Source organism: Chromobacterium sp. FG22 (genome assembly GCF_057809415.1).
In genome coordinates this window covers 240140-258598 of sequence record NZ_JBMDJX010000002.1, presented here as the reverse complement: position 1 = coordinate 258598, position 18459 = coordinate 240140, and the positions used below count along the sequence as shown (strand labels likewise).

Genomic DNA, 18459 nt, shown 5'->3' with positions numbered 1-18459 from the left:
TCCATATGGCCATTACGAATAAGCTGTGGCTGCTCGCGGGGCTGGCGGCGGCATGGTGCGGGGAGGCGTGGGCGGCGGGCAGTTTACGGATAGGCGTGGCGGATACCGACGCGGCGCCGGTGGTGATGCTGTCGCCGGACGGCGAGCACCTGCGCGGCGGCCTGTCCAAGGATATCGGCGAGATGCTGGCGGCCGAGCTGAGCCTGCGTCCGGAATTCATTCTGATCGCCCGCAAGCGGGTGGAGGCCTCCATCGAATCGGGCCGGGTGGACATCGTCTGCAACGCCAATCCGGACTGGTTCGGCAACGCCGCGCGGCTGGGCTGGACCCATGAGATCTATCCGCAGCTGGAGCGTCCGCTAACGCTCAAGCAAGCCACCGAGGTGCGCCAGGTGAACGACCTCGCCGGCAAGCGCATCGTCACCATACGCGGCTACAACTACCCGACGCTGGAGCGTTTCTGGCGCGGCAACCCGGCCTCCCACAACGAGGAGGCGCGGATGGAGCTGCTGATCAAATCGGTGCAAAAGCGGCTGAGCGACGCCGCCATCGTCTCGGAACTGGAGTTCGCCGCCTGGGCGCGCAACTGGCCGCAGGACGCGGCGCAGTTCAAGCTGCACCCGCTGGTGGTCACCTTCATGCCCACCATGTGCGCGGTGGCGCCGCATTCCGACATCAAGGTGGCGCAGCTGAACCAGGCGATAGACCGTCTGCAGAAAAGCGGCCGCATCAAGGCGGTGTTGAAAACCTATCAGTGGCAGCCGCAGGAATGAGCGCCGCCGGCCGGCGGCGCCGGCTCTAATCCTGGCCGCGGAAGCGCTGCTCCAGCCGGTGCATCACCTCCAGCGCGGTTTCCATCTGCTCGGCGGGAATATCCGCCAGCGCATGCCGGAAAAACGCCTCGCGCTTGGGCTGCACCTCCTCTATCAGCGCCTGTCCGGCCGGCGCCAGCGTCACCAGGGTCTGGCGGTTGTCGGCCGGATCGGTGATGCGCCGCACCAGTGCCTCCTCCTCCATGCCCTTCAACTGCCGCGTCAGCGCGCCCGGATCCATCATCAGCCGGGTGGCCAGCTGTTTCTGCGTCGCCTGCTCCAGATCGGTCAGCGCGGCGAGTATGCGCCAGCGCGGCAAGGGATAGCCCACCTGCTGTTCAAACGCCGCGTACATGGCGCGGCCGGTGCGGCCGATTTGCTGCAGCAGATTGGGAGCGCGTTCAGTCATGGATTACCGCCGTCTTGGTTTTGACATCGCGCAATTCTACATGCGGGACTCGCCGCACAAGCAATAAGCCAAGCACCGCCAGCGCCGCCACCAGCCACTGGCTGAGGTGAATGGCGTCCACCAGCGCCAGCCGCGAGGCATCCAGCAAGGCGCCGCCGTTGATCCGGGCCGCCGTCGTCAGTTGTTCGAAACGGGCGGCGGTGTCCGGGCTGAGCAGGATTTGCGGATCGCGCAGCCAGGCCTGCCACTGCGGCGCGGCCGGCAAGGCGTTGACGCCGGCGACGTAGCGGTGGGTGACGAAGACGCCCACCAGCGCGGTGCCCAACATGCCGCCTATCATCCGCGTGGACTGGATCATGGCGGTGGCCACGCCCAGTTGCTCTCGCGGCGCGCTCTGCTGCACGAAGATGGTCAGATTGGGCAGCAACAGGCCCAGGCCCAAGCCGCCCACCGCCATCAGCGCGGCCACCAGCCAGTGCGCGGTGCCGGCGTCCACCCAGGCCAGCGCGCCGGCGGTGAAGGCGAACAGCAGCAAGCCCAGGCCCAGCAGCAAGGTGGGGCGGCGCAGCCGGGTGACGATGCGGCCGTTCAGGATGCTGCCCAGGGTGATGCACACCACCAGCGGCGTCACCAGCAGGCCGGCCTGGTTGGGCGACAGGCCGAAGCCGCCCTGGAACATCAGCGGCGCATAGTACATCACCGCGAACATGCCGCCGCCCAGCAACAGCGACAGGCCGAACAAGGGCGCCAGGCTGCGGTGGCTCAGCATGTCCAAGGGCAGCAGCGGGTTGGGGCAGCGCCGCTCCCACCACAGCAGGCCGGCCAGCGCGGCCAGGCCGCTCAGGCCCAGGCCGGCCATCAGCCACAGCGGCTTGTGCAGCGGCAGCCATTCCACCAGCAATTGCATCGAACCCAGCAGCGCGGCGATCAGCAGTCCGCCCTGCCAGTCCAGCTTGGACGCGGCGCCGGCGCGGCGCATCGCCGGCAGATAGCGCCAGACGAACCATAGGCTGGCCATACCCACCGGCAGATTGACGAAGAAGACCCAGCGCCAGCCCAGGTATTCGGTGAGAAAGCCGCCCAGGGTCGGGCCCACCGCGTTGGCCAGGCCGAAGGCCGCGGTCAGCATCACTTGCCAGCGCAGACGCTGCGCGGTTTCCGGAAACATGTCCGGCACGCAGGCGAAGGTGGTGGCCACCAGCATGCCGCCGCCCACGCCTTGCAGCGCGCGCGCCAGCACCAGTTCCAGCATGTTCTGGGCCAGGCCGCACAGCATGGAGGCGACGGTGAACAGGATGATGGCGGTCAGCACGAAGGGCTTGCGGCCGTGATCGTCGCCCAGCTTGCCGAAGATGGGCACGGTGATGACCGAGGTGAGCAGGTAGGCGGTGCCCACCCAGGCGTACAGATCGAAACCGTGCAGCTCCGCCACCACGGTGGGCATGGCGGTGCCGACCACGGTCTGGTCCAGCGCCACCATCAGCAGCACGAAGCACAAGCCGAGCATGGCCAGCACTTTCTGGCGGAAATCCAGCGCGCCGGCCGCTCCAGCGGTTGCGGCTAAGGTGTTCATTTTTGTTGATCCATCAATAATTGACTAGTCAACTATTTTGCGCCGAGAAAGGCCAGGAATCCAGTGGCGGACACAAAGATTTACAAAGCAGGGGCTCTTAGAGCCTGTTTAAGGCGCGCGAGCAAGAGCGGGGCAAGGCGAAAACGATTGAAGAAGCGGAATGTACCGCGGGTACCTGTGCATTCTGAAAGCGTTCTTAACGCCCTTGTCTAAACTATCCGACCAAAGCGCCGCAAACTTAGAACGGATTCTTAGGCGGCGGCGCGTCCGCGCCGCCGCGCGCTTCAGTAACCGCGCCGGGCCAGCCAGCTGCTGGCCTCGCTCTTGGCCAGAATGGCCACCAGCCAGTCCCGGAACACTTTGACCTTGGGCAGTTCCGCCAGCTCGTGCGGATAAACCAGGTAGTAGCTCCACTCGGTCTCCAGCACGGTGTCGAAAGGCATCACCAGCCGGCCGGAATCCAGGTCCTGGGTCACCATGGACACCTGGGCCAGGGTCACGCCCATGCCGGCGACGGCGGCGTGCAGCGCGTATTCGGAGGCGTCGAAGGTGACGCCGCTTTCCGGATTCACGCCGTTGACGCCGGCTAGTTTCAGCCAGCGCTTCCAGGTGTCCTGATCGCGCCAGGGGTGGAGCAGGGTGTGATGGCGCAAATCGTCCGGGGTGTTCAGCGGGTGCTTGCCGTTGAGCAGGGCCGGGGAGCAGACCGGGATCAGTTTTTCGCGGCAGATGCATTCGGTGCGCAGGTCCGGCGCCACTTCGGCGCGCGCCATGCCCACCACCGCCAGATCGTACTCCGCTCGGTTGAACGGCTTGTCGTGAATCAGCTGAGTCACCAGGTGCAGCGTGTATTCCGGATAGCGGGTCTGGAAGTCCGGCAGATTGGGCAACACCCAGCGCATTGCCGGGGTGGGCGGCATGCGCACGCGCAGATCGCTCTGCCGCAGCCGCAGCGCTTCGCTGGCCTCGTTCAGCAATTGGAAGGCCTCGCGCGCCGGCTTGATCAGCGCCTCGCCCTCGGCGGTCAGCGACAGGCCGCGCGCCTGCCGGGTGAACAGAGTGGCGCCGTAGTATTCCTCCAGCGTTTGCACGTGGCGGCTGACCGCCCCTTGGGTCAGGCTGAGCGCGGCGGCGGCGCGGGTGAAGGACAAATGCTCGGCGGCGACGACAAATACGCGTAATGCATTCAGCGGTGGCAGCTTCATCTTACATGCCTTTTTATCATGGTTATCATGAAATTAACTGCTTTGTCATGCCAGGCGCAACATCGTATGCTAGGCATGCCGGGCACGGCTGGGCTTGGAACGGCGGACCGCGGCATGCAAGCCGCCGCCATGCGTCAATAGCATGAAGACCGCCGCTCCGCGTTGATCGAACCGTCCCTGCCGCGCTCCCCGATTTCCAGCGCGGCGCCCGCAGCCAAAACCAAGCCCGGCCTTGGCTTTCCCGGAAACGGAACCGTCATTCCCGAGCCTAAGGCTTTATCCGTACTGAAATAGTAACGGATTATAAATATTACAGGATGACATCCGCTTGCAACGGAGAATTTTCCACCGCTTATCGCGTGTCGCCGAAACTGCGGCGGCGTCGCCAGATTAACTGCCAATCCACGTTGGGCATTGCCGGGTTCAGACAGGGCCCGGCTTTTTTTTGCCCGCGCTCCGGCGAGCGGACAAGAAAAAAGGCCACGCGAGTGGCCCAAAGTTCGGAGAATAAGCCCAGGCGGCGCGAACGTCGCTTGGGCGCGGGCGGCGAACCGCCCGTTCTTGAGTTTGCGAGTGTAGCGCGTTGCGCCGACAGCGGCAACGCAATAATCCTGGCTAGTACCGCCCGGCTTTCACTCGCCCAATTCCGCCAGCAGTTCCGCCTGCTGCTCGGCGATCAAGGCGCCGGTCAGTTCGCTCAGATCGCCGTCCATCACGTAATCCAGCTTGTACAAGGTCAGATTGATCCTGTGGTCGGTGATGCGGCCCTGCGGGAAGTTATAGGTGCGGATGCGCTCGGAACGGTCGCCGGAACCGATCAGGCTCTTGCGCTCGGCCGCTTCCTTCTGCTGCTGTTCTCGGCGCTGGATGTCCATGATGCGCGCCGCCAGCACTTGCATGGCGCTGGCCTTGTTGGCGTGCTGGGAACGGCCGTCCTGACACTCCGCCACAATCCCCGTCGGAATATGGGTGATGCGCACCGCGGAATCCGTCTTGTTGATGTGCTGGCCGCCGGCGCCGCTGGCCCTGAAGGTGTCGATGCGCAGATCAGACGGGTTCAGCACCACGTCGGCCAGTTCGTCGGCCTCGGCCATCACCGCCACGGTGCAGGCCGAGGTGTGGATGCGGCCCTGGGTCTCGGTCACCGGCACCCTCTGCACGCGGTGGCCGCCGGATTCGAACTTGAGCCGGGAATAGGCGCCGAAGCCGATCAGCCGCACGATGACCTCTTTATAACCGCCCAGGTCGGATTCGCTGGCGGAGACGATCTCCGCCTGCCAGCGATTGCGTTCGGCGTAGCGGGTATACATGCGCAGGAGGTCGCCGGCGAACAGCGCGGCCTCGTCGCCGCCGGTGCCGGCGCGGATTTCCAGGAAGATGTTTTTCTCGTCGTTGGGGTCCTTGGGCAGCAGCAACTTCTGCAACTCCAGCTCCAAGACCGCCAGCTTATCCTTGCCCTCGGCGATTTCCGCCTGGGCGAACTCCTTCATTTCCGGGTCCGACAACATGTCTTCCGCCGCGGCGATGTCGCTTTCGCACTGGCGGTAGCCTTGGTAGGTTTCCACCACCGGGCTGAGTTCGGCGTGCTCGCGGGTGAGCTTGCGGAACGCATCCATATTTTGAGTGGCCGCCTCGCTGGCCAGGAGGTGGGTCACCTCTTCCAGACGATCGGCCAGTTGCGCCAGTTTGGCCGCAATTGACGCTTTCATTACGACTCCGGGTGTAAACGATAAAGACGCGCCACGGCTTCCACCTGCGCGTCGTGCTCCGCGCCGCGCCCGGACGACAAGGCCCGGGTGGGGGGATGCATCAATTTATTGGTCAGTTGCACCGACAGGGTTTCCAACACCCGCTCCGGCGCTTCGCCGCGCGCCAGCTGCTTGAGCGCGGCGTCCAGCGCGGCGCGGCGCAGCCGGTCCGCGTCGTCGCGCAGCGCGCGGATCAAGGGCACGGTTTCGCGCTTCTTCAGCCAGTCGCTGAACTCGCAAACCCGGGCCTGGATGATGGTTTCGGCTTCCGCGGCCGCGCTCTGACGCGCTTCCTTGCCCACTTCCACCACGCTGGCGATGTCGTCCACGCTGTACAGGAACACATCGGCCAGCTTGCCCACTTCCACTTCGATGTCGCGCGGCACCGCCAGGTCCAACATGAAGATGGGGCGGTGACGGCGCGCCTTGATCGCGCGCTCCACCATGCCCTTGCCTATGATGGGCAGCTGGCTGGCGGTGGAGGTGACCAACACATCGTAGCGCGGCAGGATGTCCGGCAGCTCGGCGAGGGTGACGGCGTTGCCGCCGAACTGCTCCGCCAGCCGCTGGCCGCGCTCCAGCGTGCGGTTGGCCACGGTGATACAGGAGGGATTGCGCGCGGCGAAGTGAGTGGCCACCAGCTCTATCATTTCCCCGGCGCCGACAAACAGAATGTTCAGTTCGCCAATGGTGGGGAAGATCTGCTCTGCCAGCTTGACCGCCGCCGCCGACATCGACACCGAACTGGCGCCCACCGCAGTGTTGGAACGCACTTCCTTGGCCACGGCGAAGGTGCGCTGGAACAGGCCGTTGAGCAGGGTGCCCATGGTGCCGGCGTGTTCGGCGCTGCGCACCGCGTCCTTCAGCTGGCCCAGGATCTGGGTTTCGCCCAGCACCATGGAGTCCAGGCCGGAGGCGACGCGAAAAGCGTGGCGCGCGGCGTTGGCCTCGTCCAGCTGATACAGATAGGGCTGCATTTCCGCCAGCGCCAGGCCGTGATATTGCGCCAGCCAGCTGAGCGCCGCCTGCGGATCGCCGCCGGTGCAATAGATTTCGGTGCGATTACAGGTGGAGACGATGGCCGCCTCGCGCGCCGCATGCGAGCTGACCAGGCTGTCCAGCGCCTTGGGCAACACCTCCGCAGGAAAAGCCAGCTTTTCCCGGATGGAGAGCGGTGCGGTATGGTGGTTCAAACCAAGGGCGAACAGATGCATGGGCGGATAAGCCGCGGAAAGAAATGGGGTATTTTAGCCTAACTTGAACCGCAAGTCCTGCGCCGCGGCGGCAAGCCGCGCCGGCCCGTCGCCGGCGCCTTATACGACATAGCAGAATCCGGCGCCGCGCGCGTCCCAAATAACGCGTTCTTCTTGCGCAAACCCCTATATGGGCCAAGCGAAGCTGGCATAAGATAAGCCCCATCAAGGAGGACGAAATGTCGCTGAACCTCGCAGACATCCGCAAGGATTTTTCCAAGAAAGAATTGTCGCCGGAGGAGTGCCTGCCGGACCCGCTGGCCCAGCTGGAGAGCTGGCTGGACCAGGCCATCGCCGCGCAGGTGCCGGAACCCACGGCGATGAACCTGGCCACGGCCGGCGCGGACGGACGCCCCACATCGCGCATCGTGTTGCTCAAGGGCGTGGAAGACGGCCAGCTGCTGTTCTACACCAATTATCTGAGCCGCAAGGGCCGCCAGCTGAGCGACAACCCCTATGTGGCGCTGACCTTCTTCTGGCCGGAGCTGGAACGGCAGATCCGCATCGAGGGCCGCGCCGCCCAGGTGGCGCCGGAAATATCCGACGCCTATTTCGCCAGCCGGCCCTACACCAGCCGCGTAGGCGCCTGGGCCAGCGAGCAGAGCAGCGAGATCGGCTCCAAGGGCGTGCTGGTGTCGCGCGCGGCGATGTTCGGGGTCAAACACCCGCTGAACGTGCCGCGGCCGCCGCATTGGGGCGGCTACGCGGTGACGCCGGACCGGCTGGAATTCTGGCAGGGCCGACCCAGCCGGCTGCATGACCGGGTGCAGTACGCCTTGCGGGAAGACGGCGGCTGGAAGATCGCGCGGCTGGCGCCGTGAACCGGTCTCCAGTGAGGACAACTCATTGAAATAATGAGTTTTACGCATATTCAAAAAACTGCAACCATCTCAAATTAGACAGTTTGTCCGCTTTTATAGCGATTTGGATGTTGCCGCATCACAACAAGCCGCATCGGGATGATGCGGCTTTTCATTTTCTTGATGTTTCCCTCTCTTCTCCTTGTCTACCAAGGATTCGACGCCCCGCTTTGATTTCGGTCATGCCCGCCGCCGGCCATGCCCAGGCAACTGGCACTTAGAACAGATGCATATCAAGTCGGAAAAACCAATACATAATTTATGCATTTGGCAAGTGGTCGTCAGAACAAACCAAGCCAACGTCCTCTGGTTTCAGCAATTCCTTTCCCATGCTCAGAGCGACGTCCCATGTCGGGAATGCATAAGGGACGCGGCGAAAACCTCCCCGCCCGATGGCGGCAGCCATCTTGAGGGAATGGTTTCCAAGCGTCCGAAAGGGCAGGCGCAAGCCTGTCTGGCGCCGGCGGCCTTTATGCAAGACCCGCCGGCTTGACGCGGGGCATTACCGTGTCCTGCTGATCTACATTGGAGAAAAAGTCGTGATGAAAACCCAAACTGCGATGGTTCGCGTACTGGTGCTGTCCGCTCTCGCCCTGGCTTACGGTTCCGCCCACGCCGCCGAGCGCGTCAACCTGGAAGCGCTGGCCAAATCCAGCAAACTCGTCGACGGCGCCAGCGTGTTCAGCGCCGCCGGCATCAACCAGGGCGAACTGAAAGCGCAGCGCAGCGCCCAGTTCCCCAACGGCAAAGTCGTCACCCGCTACCAGCAGTTCTATCAGGGCGTGCCGGTGTGGGGCGAGGCCGTGGTGGAGGAAAAACAGTTCGCCAAAGGCTCGTCCACCGCCGCGGCCAGCAAGCTGTCCGGCTACTATGTGCGCGGCATCGGCTCCGACCTGGCTTCGGTCAAGCCGGCGCTCAGCGCCTCCCAGGTGCTGGCCAGCGCCAAGGCGCTGAAGGCCAACGGCTACGAAACCCGCAATGAGAAGACGGAACTGGTGGTCCGTCTGGACAACAACACCGCCCAGCTGGTTTACCTGGTGTCCTTCCTGGTGGAAGGCGGCAAGGAGCCCAGCCGCCCGCACCTCATCATCGACGCCAACAGCGGCCAGGTGCTGAAGCAGTGGGAAGGCCTGAACCACGCCGAAGCCAACGGCCCCGGCGGCAACGCCAAGACCGGCAAATACCTGTACGGCACCAACTACGGCCCGCTGATCGTCACCAGCGATTGCAAGATGGACAGCGGCAACGTGGCCACCATCAACCTGAACGGCGGCACCAGCGGCACCACCCCGTACAAGTTCGCTTGCCCCACCAACACCTACAAGCAGATCAACGGCGCCTACTCGCCGCTGAACGACGCCCACTACTTCGGCAACGTGGTGTTCAATCTGTACAAGGACTGGTTCAACCTGCGTCCGATCAACCAGAAGCTGCTGATGAAGGTGCATTACAGCCGCAACTATGAAAACGCGTTCTGGGACGGCAGCGCGATGACCTTCGGCGACGGCGCCACCCGCTTCTATCCGCTGGTGTCGCTGGACGTGTCCGCTCACGAAGTCAGCCACGGCTTCACCGAGCAGAACTCCGGCCTGGTCTACAGCGGCCAGTCCGGCGGCATCAACGAAGCGTTCTCCGACATGGCCGGCGAAGCCGCCGAGTACTACATGAAGGGCAAGAACGACTTCCTGGTGGGCGCGGAAATCTTCAAGCAGACCGGCGCGCTGCGCTACTTCGCCGATCCGACCAAGGACGGCCGCTCCATCGGCCACGCCAAGGACTACACCAGCGGCCTGGACGTGCACTACTCCAGCGGCGTGTACAACAAGGCCTTCTACCTGATCGCCACCAGCGCCGGCTGGAACACCCGCAAGGCCTTTGAAGTGTTCGTGGACGCCAACCGCCTGTACTGGACCTCCAACGCCACTTACAACAGCGCCGCTTGCGGCGTTGAAAAAGCGGCCGAAGCGCGCGGCTACAGCAAGGCCGACGTGACCAAGGCCTTCACCGCCGTGGGCGTGGCTTGCGGCAGCTGATGACCGCCTGACGGCGCGGCCATGACGGCCCGCGCCGTTTCTCCCATCCGCCGGCCATGGCCCGTCCATGGCCGGCATCGCTCAGGAATTCCGGAATGCTCACTCTCAAACCGAGTCTCGTCGCGCTCTTGGCCGCCACCAGCCTGGCCGGCGCCGCCCAGGCCGCCCCGGTGTGGATTTCCATCGGCGACGACGCCTACCAGCTATTGCAACAGGTCAGCCCGAAAAGCCGCAGTCAGGAAAGCCGCCAGCTGGCGGTGAGCGCGCTGCCGGCCGGCGTGTCCGCCAAGGGCGTGGCCACCGAGAAGGTCCACCTGGTGCAAGTGGACGACAGCGTGCTGCCGCAATTGTCGGACGCCATCCACCACAGCCTGCGCCATTGCGGCGGCTTCATCGTGCACAAGGATCTGCAGGACGCGCGCACCGCGCTGAAAGCCCCGGTGGCCAGCGCGCTGCTGCCCAGCTACCAGATCAACGACCAGGCCGCCGTCAACAAGCTGTTGCCGCAGCTGCAGGACAGCAACATCCTCGGCACCATCCAGTCCCTGTCCAACTACCAGAACCGCTTCTACACCACCAGCCACGGCGTCAACGCCTCCAACTGGATCGCCAGCCAATGGCGGCAGCTGGCCGCCGGCCGCGGCGACGTGAGCGTGGAGCAGTTCGCCCACAGCGCCTGGCCGCAGAAATCGGTGATCCTCACCATCAAGGGCAAGGACAACGCCGCCGAAACCCTGGTGCTGGGCGGACATCTGGACTCCACCGTGGGCAACGGCACCGGCGAAACCAGCCGCGCGCCGGGCGCCGACGACGACGCCTCCGGCATCGCCAGCCTGACCGAGGTGATCCGCGTGCTGATGGCCAACAACTACCAGCCGCGCCGCACCATCAAGTTCATGGCCTACGCGGCGGAAGAAGTGGGCCTGCGCGGCTCCTCCGACATCGCCAACCGCTACAAGCAGCAGAAGGTCAACGTGGTGGGCGCCTTGCAGCTGGACATGACCAACTACCAGGGCAGCGCGGAGGACATCTTCCTGTTCACCGACTACACCAACGCGTCGCAGAACACCTTCCTCGCCAACCTGGCCAAGGTCTATCTGCCCAATCTGAAAGTGGGCTACAGCTCGTGCGGCTACGCGTGCTCGGACCACGCCTCCTGGCACAAGAACGGCTACCCGGCGTCCTTCCCGTTCGAGTCCGCCTTCAACCAGTCCAACCCCAATATCCACACCGTGCGCGACACCCTCGCCAGCGCCGGCAACCAGGCTCGCCACGCGCTGAAGTTCTCGCAACTGGCGCTGGCCTACGCGGTGGAATTGGGCAGCGACGGCCCGGCGGTCAAGCGCTGACCCCAAGCGCAGTCCAATGCGCCCACCCCCTCCCGGGGGTGGGTTTTTCATTGTGGGCCATGCCGCGAGCGCTCAGAACGTGTTTACGATCTCGCGAGCGAAGGCGAGACAAGGCGAAAACGGTTGAAGAAGCGGAATGCACAGGTGGTACATGAGCATTCTGAAAGCGTTTTCAACGCCCTTGTCTAACTATTCCGCCGACGCGCAGCAGATCGTAAACAGGTTCTCAGACGCCGGCCTCTCGCCGCATGTCCACATGCGGAATGCCGCCGTCGTCGTAAGCCTCGGACACCACGCAGAAGCCGAAACTTTCGTACAAGGCCTGCGCGTCGGTCTGCGCCGACAACATGACGGCCGCCTGCGGGAAATGCGCGCGGCACTGCGCCACCGCCTGCGCCAGCAGCGCCTTGCCCAGGCCCTGGCCGCGCGCCTCCGGCGCCACCACCACCCGGCCTATCGCCGCCGCGTCCGGGTATTTCTCCCCCGGCGCGATCAGGCGCGCGTAAGCCAGCAGCCGGCCGCCGTCGTCGTGGCCGGACAGGTGCAGACAGTGCAGATCCACGCCGTCCACGTCGCCGTAAATCGACTGCTGCTCCACCACGAACACCCGGTCGCGCAACTGCAAGGCCCGATACAGCGCCAGCGGCGTAAAACCATCGAAACGGTGGCAGTGCCACGCAACTCGGTTTGCCATAGTAGAATTCCCCTGAACTGATTCATTATCATCGGCCGGCTTAGCGGCGCGCCCGGGCCAAGCTTACGACAAGGCGTGTTTGCCAGCTATAACCGTGAGGACAGGCTTTGCCGTGGCGCAAACGCCGGCCGATGAACGCTAACCGATTCAACTCCTGCCTTGCCCATATGAACGATACCGATCTGTTTGCCGAGATTACGCCGGACGGCGCTGCCGCCCTGACCCCGCCGCCGCCCACTCCGCCCGCGGCAGACGCCGACGACGGCGAGTGGATTCCGCTGGACCTTTACGCCGAGCGCGCCTACCTGGAATACGCGATGAGCGTGGTCAAGGGCCGCGCGCTGCCGGAAGTGGCCGACGGCCAGAAACCCGTGCAGCGCCGCATCCTGTACGCGATGCGCGACATGGGCCTGGCCCACGGCGCCAAGCCGGTGAAATCCGCGCGCGTGGTCGGCGAGATCCTGGGTAAATACCATCCTCACGGCGACAGCTCCGCCTACGAGGCGCTGGTGCGCATGGCGCAGGACTTCACGCTGCGCTACCCCTTGATCGACGGCCAGGGCAACTTCGGCAGCCGCGACGGCGACGGCGCAGCGGCGATGCGTTACACCGAGGCGCGGCTGACGCCGATCGCCGATCTGCTGCTGTCGGAAATCGACATGGGCACCGTGGACTTCGTGCCCAATTACGACGGCGCCTTCGAAGAGCCGCGCTTGCTGCCGGCGCGCCTGCCCATGGTGCTGCTCAACGGCGCCTCCGGCATCGCCGTGGGTCTCGCCACCGAAATCCCGCCGCACAATCTGACCGAAGTGGCCCAAGCCTGCGTCGCGCTGCTGGACGATCCGGAACTGGACACTGCGGCGCTGATGCAATACGTGCCTGGCCCGGACTTCCCCGGCGGCGGCCAGATCATCACCCCGGCCGAAGACATCCTCGCCGCCTATGAGAGCGGCCGCGGCAGCGTGCGCGTGCGCGCCAAATGGGAAGTGGAAAAACTGGCGCGCGGCCAGTGGCGCGTGATCGTGTCCGAACTGCCGCCCGGCTCCAGCGCGCAGAAAGTGCTGGCGGAGATCGAAGAAGCCACCAATCCCAAGGTCAAGACCGGCAAGAAGGCGCTGACCCAGGACCAGCAAAACCTGAAGAGCCTGATGTTGTCGCTGCTGGACCGCGTGCGCGACGAATCCGACAGCGAGTGCCCGGTGCGCCTGGTGTTCGAACCCAAATCCAGCCGCCAGGACCCGGACGAGTTCATCAACACCTTGCTGGCGCAGACCAGCCTGGAAGGCAACGCCTCGATGAACCTGGTGATGATAGGCCTGGACGGCCGGCCGGGTCAGAAAGGCCTCAAGCCCATCCTCAGCGAATGGCTGGACTTCCGCCGCACCACCGTCACCCGCCGCCTGCAGCACCGGCTGGCCCAAGTGGAAAAGCGCATCCACATCCTGGAAGGGCGGATGATCGCCTTCATCCACATCGATGAAGTGATACGCGTGATCCGCGAATCCGACGAGCCCAAGCCGGACCTGATCAAGGCCTTCGGCCTGACCGAAATCCAGGCCGAGGACATCCTGGAAATCCGCCTGCGCCAACTGGCGAGGCTGGAAGGCTTCAAGCTGGAGAAAGAGCTGTCCGACCTGCGCGAGGAGCGCGAAGGCCTGCGCCACGTGCTGGACACCCCGGACGCGCTGCGCACCATGATGCGCGAGGAAATCCAGGCCGACGCCGCCAAATACGGCGACAAGCGCCGCAGCGAGATCAAGACCGCCGAGCGTGCGGTGCTGACCCAGACCATAGCCGACGAGCCGGTCACCATCATCCTGTCGCAAAAGGGCTGGATCCGCGCCCGCGTCGGCCACAACGTCGACCTCGCCGCGCTGGCCTTCAAGGACGGCGACGCGCTGCACACCGTGGTGGAAACCCGCACCGTGTGGTCGGTGATCGTGCTGGACTCCAAGGGCCGCGCCTACACCGTGGATCCGGCCGACGTGCCCACCGGCCGCGGCGACGGCGTGCCGGTGGCCTCGCTGGTGGACCTGCAGGACGGCGCCAAGCCGGCGCAGATGCTGTCCGGCAAGGACGAAGCCCGCTTCGTCGTCGCCGGTTCCGGCGGTTACGGCTTCATCGCCAAGCTGGGCGACATGGCCGGCCGGGTCAAGGCCGGCAAGGCCTTCCTGACGCTGAACCCGGAAGAAAGCGTGCTGACCCCGGCGCCGCTGCCGGCGGCCGGCATAGTCGAAGCCACCCAGTTGGTGGCCGCCGCCGACAACGGCCGGCTGCTGGCCTTCCCGGCCGCCGAGCTCAAGGAGCTGGCCAAGGGCCGCGGCCTGATGCTGATGGCGCTGGACAACGGCGAAGCCCTCACCGCCGTCGGCCTCGTCAACGGCGACAAGGCGCTGCTGTCCACGCTGTCGGTGCGCGGCAAGGCCTCCGATGAAAAACTGGCGCTGGCGGAGTTCGCCGGCAAGCGCGGCAAGAAGGGCAAGCTGATGCCCAAGAAATGGAGCGTCGGCGCCATCAGCGAGCTGCCGACGACATGAACCGGGACCGCCCGCCCACGCCGTTGACCCCGCGCAGCGGGCTGGTCTTCATCAACAGCTTCCGGGCGGCGCTGCTGCTGGTGCTGCTGGCGATGTCGCTGTTCGCCAACCGCGAAGGCGAATCGCTGGTGGCCGGCGGCAAGGCCTTCTATCTGTGGAGCGGCGTCTACGCCGCGCTGATCGGCGCCTGGTTCCTGCTGCGCAACGGCCGGCTGGCCCACACCCTGCAGCTGACCCTGGCCATCGCCGCCGACATCGCGATGATCGTGCTGCTGATGGGCATCAACGACGGCGTGCGCAGCGGCTACGGCATCCTGCTCCTGCCCTATCTGGCGGTGGCCGGCCTGCTGTCCTCCGGCCGCTACGCGCTGTTCTACGCCTCCATCGCCACCCTGATCCTGCTGTCCTTCGTCGGCGTCGAGCAATACCTGGGCATAGGCCGCGGTTCCGACTTCTACTACTCCGCGCTGCTGGCCACCGCCGGCTTCATCACCTCCATCGTCACCTGGAAGCTGGGCCGGGTGGCGCGCGACTCCGAGGCCTTGGCCACCCGCCGCGGCGGCGAAATCGCCAACCTCAACCGCCTGAACGAACTGGTGCTGCAAAGCCAGCGCGACGCGGTGGTGGTGCTGGACCCCTCCGGCCTGCTGCGCCAGTTCAACAACCAGGCGGCGCGCTACTTCGGCGCCATGCGCCGCGGCCACGTCGTCCCGGAACTGCTGCCGCTGGTGGAGCGCTGGCGGCACAACGGCTGCCCGCCCAATCCCAGCTTCATAGACCGCAATATCCGCGGCCGCCAATTGGTGGGCCGCATGGTGCCGGTGCTGATGGGCGTCGACCACGCGCTCTTGCTGTTCATGCGCGATATGGCCGACATGGCGGAAGAGGGCAAACGCGTGAAGCTGGCGGCGCTGGGACGGCTCACCGCCAATATCGCCCATGAAATCCGCAACCCGCTGTCGGCGATCAACCACGCGGCGGATCTGCTGGCCGAAGACGAAACCGATCCCGCGCGCCAGCGGCTGATCCGCATCGTGCAAGGCAATAGCAAGCGCATCAACCACATGGTGCAGGAAGTGCTGGCCTTGAACCGCCGCGACCGGATCAAGCCCGAGCCCATCCGGCTGCAGCCTTTTCTGGACGAACTGCTGGACCACTTCGGCGTGGTGGAGGCCGCCGCCGCCGGCGCGATCTGCTGCGTCTACCAGGCGCAGGCCGCCGCGGTCCAGTTCGACCGCGGCCATTTCGGCCAGATTCTCAATAATCTGCTGGCCAACGCCTGGCGCTACTCCAGCAAACAGCCGGGCGCGGTGCGCATCGAAGTGGGCGAAGTGGAAAACCACCTGACCATCAAGGTCATGGACGATGGGCCGGGCATGAGCGAAGATGCCCAGGCCCGCTTGTTCGAACCCTTTTTCACCACGGAAAGCGCCGGCACCGGACTGGGCCTGTACATTGCGCGCGAGCTGGCGGAAGCCAACGACGCGCGGCTGGACTACTGCCCGCCCGGCGGCGTGTTCCGTCTGATCTGTCACAAGGCTTATGGCTAAATCCTCCCTGCGCGTGCTGGTGATCGACGACGAACCGGACATCCGCGAACTGCTGGAACTGACCCTGATCAAGATGGGGCTGGACGTGGCCACCGCCGCCAGCGTCGGCGCCGCCAAACTCAGCCTGAACAGCCAGCCCTTCGACCTGGCGCTGACCGATATGCGCCTGCCGGACGGCGAGGGCATCGAGGTGGTGCGCCATATCGCCGAGCAGGGGCTGGACGTGCCCATCGCGGTGATCACCGCCTACGGCAACACCGACAACGCGGTGCTGGCGATGAAGGCCGGCGCCTTCGACTACCTGCAAAAACCGGTCAGCCTGGCGCAATTGCGCAGCCTGGTGAAGTCCGTGCTGCGCGTGGACAACGGCAAGCCCGGCGCCGCGGTGCGGCTGGACGGCGAATCCCCGGCGATCCAGGAAGCCTTGCGCCTGGTCGGCAAGCTGGCGCGCAGCCAGGCCGCGGTCTACCTCAGCGGCGAGTCCGGCACCGGCAAGGAACAGGCGGCGCGGATGATACACGAGCACAGCGCGCGCGCCGAACGGCCGTTCATTCCGGTCAACTGCGGCGCCATCCCGGAAACGCTGATGGAAAGCGAATTCTTCGGCTACCGCAAAGGCGCGTTCACCGGCGCCGACAACGACCGCGACGGCTTCTTTCAGCAAGCCAACGGCGGCACGCTGTTTCTGGACGAAGTGGCCGATCTGCCGCTGGCGATGCAGGTCAAGCTGCTGCGCGCGATTCAGGAAAAGAAAGTGCGCCGCCTCGGCAACGCCCAGGAAGAAGCGGTGGACGTGCGCATCATCTGCGCCACCCACAAAGACCTGGCGGCGCGGGTGGACGCCGGCAGCTTCCGCCAGGACCTGTATTACCGGCTGAACGTGCTGCCGCTGCGCATGCCGCCGCTGCGCGAACTGCGCGAGGATCTGCCGCGCTACATCGCCGGCCTGCTGGAACGCTTTTCCCCCGATGAAAAACCGCGGCTGGCGCCGGCGGCGCTCAAGGCCTTGCTGGAATACAATTACCCGGGCAATTTCCGCGAACTGGAAAACATCCTGGAGCGCGCGGTGGCGCTGGCCAACGACGCCCGCATCGAATTGCCGGACCTGCAACTGCTGCCTGGCGATCACGGCGGCCACGGCGACGGCGAAGCGCCGACATGCGCCGACGGCGAAGCGCTGCAGGACTTTCTGGACCGGGTGGAGCGCGAGGCCATACTCAAGGCGCTGGAAAGCACCCGCTTCAACCGCACCCAGGCCGCCAAGCAGCTGGGCGTGACCTTCCGCTCCATGCGTTATCGGATGGAAAGGCTGGGCATCAAATAAGAAGGGTTTTCAACACGGCATCGCCGACGCGCAGCAGGCTCTGCGCTAAGCACGCTGTGGATAAGCACGGCATTGCGCCAAATCCTGTGGATAAGCCATATTCTCGCTTTTTGCCGGCCCCTTGCCGGAAAGCCGGGAAGCCCGGCCGCGCAATCGCTACAATGCGGCAGCCGCGGCCCGCGTCCGCGCATCAGACAAGACCGGACCCGGACCAGCGGCTATAAATAATCTATTCGGCGGCCCCGCCCAAGCGCGCGCGCCATTGCAAGACATCGATATCCGCTACCGCCCCATGGCTTTCTCGCCGCTCCACCTCGCCCGCCGCGCCTTGCCGGCCCTGCTGTTCGGCGCGCTCAGCGCCCCGATAGCCGCGCTGCCGTCGATCCGGGTGGCGCTGGGCGAAACCAAACAGCCCTATATCGATGCAGAGCGCGCCAAAGGCGTGGAATACGATATCGTCCACCAGGCCCTGATCCAGGCCGGCTATCAGCCCCAGATCCGCTTCGGCCCCAATCTGCGCGCGCACAACTGGCTGGCCAACGGCCAGGTGGACGCCGCCATCGCCAATAGCGGCGGCCATGTTTCCGAGCCCTACATCGTCTACCAGAACATGGCGATCACGCTGTGCAAACGCCGCATCCGCCTGCGCCGGCTGGACGACCTGGCCCGTTTCCGGGTGGCCGCCTTCCAGGGCGCCCACCTCTACCTGGGCCCCGACTTCGCCGCGCTGGCGCCGCAGATTACGTCTTACCGGGAAGAATCGCCGCAGGTCACCCTCAACCGCCTGCTGTACAGCGAGCGCGCCGACGTGGCGATTTCCGACGTCAACATCTTCCAGCAGTTAAGCCACGAGCTGCGCCGGGAAATCGACGTCGGCGCCAAGCTCTGCCCGTACGCGCTGTTCACCCCCACCCATTACCGGCTGACCTTCCGCGACGTCCGCGACCGCGACCGTTTCAACCAGGGCCTGCGCCGCTTCGCCGCCGCCGGCGGCTACGAGAAACTGGCGGAACGCTACCAGCTGCCCACCCAGCGCGGACGTCCCTGGTTCAAGCCCTGAGAACCCGTTCAAAATCTGCCGCGCTTCGGCGATACGGCGTTGAACAGACTCT

At 65.3% G+C, this 18459-nt stretch carries 14 protein-coding genes; 8 read left to right on the top strand and 6 right to left on the bottom strand.

The window, feature by feature from the left end; all coding sequences use genetic code 11:
• Nucleotides 1-5: 5 nt before the first annotated feature.
• Nucleotides 6-773 carry a substrate-binding periplasmic protein gene (locus ACODSD_RS03310; RefSeq protein ID WP_107801382.1) on the top strand — a complete coding sequence of 256 codons (768 nt, stop codon included), beginning with the start codon at nt 6-8 and terminating at the stop codon, nt 771-773.
• A 25-nt stretch (nt 774-798) separates the two neighbouring features.
• Here ACODSD_RS03310 and ACODSD_RS03305 read toward each other — a convergent pair whose 3' ends face one another.
• From ACODSD_RS03305 to hemA, 5 genes are all read right to left on the bottom strand, one after another.
• On the bottom strand, nt 799-1221 hold the full coding sequence (locus tag ACODSD_RS03305; RefSeq protein ID WP_107801381.1) for a MarR family winged helix-turn-helix transcriptional regulator: 423 nt from the start codon (nt 1219-1221) through the stop codon (nt 799-801).
• Nucleotides 1214-2794: an MDR family MFS transporter gene (locus tag ACODSD_RS03300; RefSeq protein WP_488876770.1), complete on the bottom strand. Its 1581-nt coding sequence runs from the start codon at nt 2792-2794 to the stop codon at nt 1214-1216. The genes ACODSD_RS03305 and ACODSD_RS03300 overlap by 8 nt, the downstream gene beginning before the upstream one ends.
• Before the next feature lie 284 nt (nt 2795-3078).
• Nucleotides 3079-3999 carry a transcriptional regulator GcvA gene (gcvA, locus tag ACODSD_RS03295; protein ID WP_019102440.1) on the bottom strand — a complete coding sequence of 307 codons (921 nt, stop codon included), beginning with the start codon at nt 3997-3999 and terminating at the stop codon, nt 3079-3081.
• Nucleotides 4000-4631: 632 nt separating this feature from the next.
• Nucleotides 4632-5708, bottom strand: a complete 1077-nt coding sequence (gene prfA / locus ACODSD_RS03290; protein WP_107801379.1) for a peptide chain release factor 1 — start codon at nt 5706-5708, stop codon at nt 4632-4634.
• Complete coding sequence (hemA, locus tag ACODSD_RS03285) at nt 5708-6961, bottom strand: glutamyl-tRNA reductase (protein ID WP_107801378.1); 1254 nt, start codon at nt 6959-6961, stop codon at nt 5708-5710. Before hemA ends, prfA begins: the two co-directional genes overlap by 1 nt.
• A gap of 218 nt (nt 6962-7179) precedes the next feature.
• Here hemA and pdxH point away from each other — a divergent pair, with 218 nt between their 5' ends.
• From pdxH to ACODSD_RS03270, 3 genes are all read left to right on the top strand, one after another.
• Nucleotides 7180-7821 carry a pyridoxamine 5'-phosphate oxidase gene (gene pdxH / locus ACODSD_RS03280; RefSeq protein WP_488876769.1) on the top strand — a complete coding sequence of 214 codons (642 nt, stop codon included), beginning with the start codon at nt 7180-7182 and terminating at the stop codon, nt 7819-7821.
• A 581-nt stretch (nt 7822-8402) separates the two neighbouring features.
• Complete coding sequence (locus ACODSD_RS03275) at nt 8403-9893, top strand: M4 family metallopeptidase (protein WP_107801376.1); 1491 nt, start codon at nt 8403-8405, stop codon at nt 9891-9893.
• A 95-nt stretch (nt 9894-9988) separates the two neighbouring features.
• Nucleotides 9989-11242 carry a M28 family metallopeptidase gene (locus ACODSD_RS03270; protein WP_107801375.1) on the top strand — a complete coding sequence of 418 codons (1254 nt, stop codon included), beginning with the start codon at nt 9989-9991 and terminating at the stop codon, nt 11240-11242.
• 226 nt (nt 11243-11468) lie between these two features.
• Here ACODSD_RS03270 and ACODSD_RS03265 read toward each other — a convergent pair whose 3' ends face one another.
• Complete coding sequence (locus ACODSD_RS03265) at nt 11469-11936, bottom strand: GNAT family N-acetyltransferase (protein ID WP_486636201.1); 468 nt, start codon at nt 11934-11936, stop codon at nt 11469-11471.
• A 167-nt stretch (nt 11937-12103) separates the two neighbouring features.
• Here ACODSD_RS03265 and parC point away from each other — a divergent pair, with 167 nt between their 5' ends.
• The 4 genes from parC (at nt 12104) to ACODSD_RS03245 (ending at nt 18407) form a co-directional block, all read left to right on the top strand.
• Entirely contained in the window at nt 12104-14473 is a 2370-nt protein-coding gene (gene parC / locus ACODSD_RS03260) for a DNA topoisomerase IV subunit A (RefSeq protein ID WP_488876802.1), read from the top strand.
• Nucleotides 14470-16023 carry a sensor histidine kinase gene (locus ACODSD_RS03255; RefSeq protein ID WP_488876768.1) on the top strand — a complete coding sequence of 518 codons (1554 nt, stop codon included), beginning with the start codon at nt 14470-14472 and terminating at the stop codon, nt 16021-16023. The genes parC and ACODSD_RS03255 overlap by 4 nt, the downstream gene beginning before the upstream one ends.
• The gene (locus ACODSD_RS03250; RefSeq protein ID WP_227105942.1) at nt 16016-17347 is read left to right on the top strand and encodes a sigma-54-dependent transcriptional regulator; all 1332 of its coding nucleotides are present in this window, start codon (nt 16016-16018) and stop codon (nt 17345-17347) included. Before ACODSD_RS03255 ends, ACODSD_RS03250 begins: the two co-directional genes overlap by 8 nt.
• Before the next feature lie 262 nt (nt 17348-17609).
• A complete protein-coding gene (locus ACODSD_RS03245) occupies nt 17610-18407 on the top strand; it encodes a transporter substrate-binding domain-containing protein (protein ID WP_233246762.1) in 798 nt (265 codons plus the stop codon).
• Nucleotides 18408-18459: the final 52 nt, after the last annotated feature.

Excerpts from the sequence above, each read along its gene's own strand:
- ACODSD_RS03310 (WP_107801382.1), top strand. The coding sequence starts at position 6 with ATGGCCATTACGAATAAGCTGTGGCTGCTCGCGGGGCTGGCGGCGGCA.
- ACODSD_RS03305 (WP_107801381.1), bottom strand. The coding sequence starts at position 1,221 with ATGACTGAACGCGCTCCCAATCTGCTGCAGCAAATCGGCCGCACCGGC.
- ACODSD_RS03300 (WP_488876770.1), bottom strand. The coding sequence starts at position 2,794 with ATGAACACCTTAGCCGCAACCGCTGGAGCGGCCGGCGCGCTGGATTTC.
- gcvA (WP_019102440.1), bottom strand. The coding sequence starts at position 3,999 with ATGAAGCTGCCACCGCTGAATGCATTACGCGTATTTGTCGTCGCCGCC.
- prfA (WP_107801379.1), bottom strand. The coding sequence starts at position 5,708 with ATGAAAGCGTCAATTGCGGCCAAACTGGCGCAACTGGCCGATCGTCTG.
- hemA (WP_107801378.1), bottom strand. The coding sequence starts at position 6,961 with ATGCATCTGTTCGCCCTTGGTTTGAACCACCATACCGCACCGCTCTCC.
- pdxH (WP_488876769.1), top strand. The coding sequence starts at position 7,180 with ATGTCGCTGAACCTCGCAGACATCCGCAAGGATTTTTCCAAGAAAGAA.
- ACODSD_RS03275 (WP_107801376.1), top strand. The coding sequence starts at position 8,403 with ATGAAAACCCAAACTGCGATGGTTCGCGTACTGGTGCTGTCCGCTCTC.
- ACODSD_RS03270 (WP_107801375.1), top strand. The coding sequence starts at position 9,989 with ATGCTCACTCTCAAACCGAGTCTCGTCGCGCTCTTGGCCGCCACCAGC.
- ACODSD_RS03265 (WP_486636201.1), bottom strand. The coding sequence starts at position 11,936 with ATGGCAAACCGAGTTGCGTGGCACTGCCACCGTTTCGATGGTTTTACG.
- parC (WP_488876802.1), top strand. The coding sequence starts at position 12,104 with ATGAACGATACCGATCTGTTTGCCGAGATTACGCCGGACGGCGCTGCC.
- ACODSD_RS03255 (WP_488876768.1), top strand. The coding sequence starts at position 14,470 with ATGAACCGGGACCGCCCGCCCACGCCGTTGACCCCGCGCAGCGGGCTG.
- ACODSD_RS03250 (WP_227105942.1), top strand. The coding sequence starts at position 16,016 with ATGGCTAAATCCTCCCTGCGCGTGCTGGTGATCGACGACGAACCGGAC.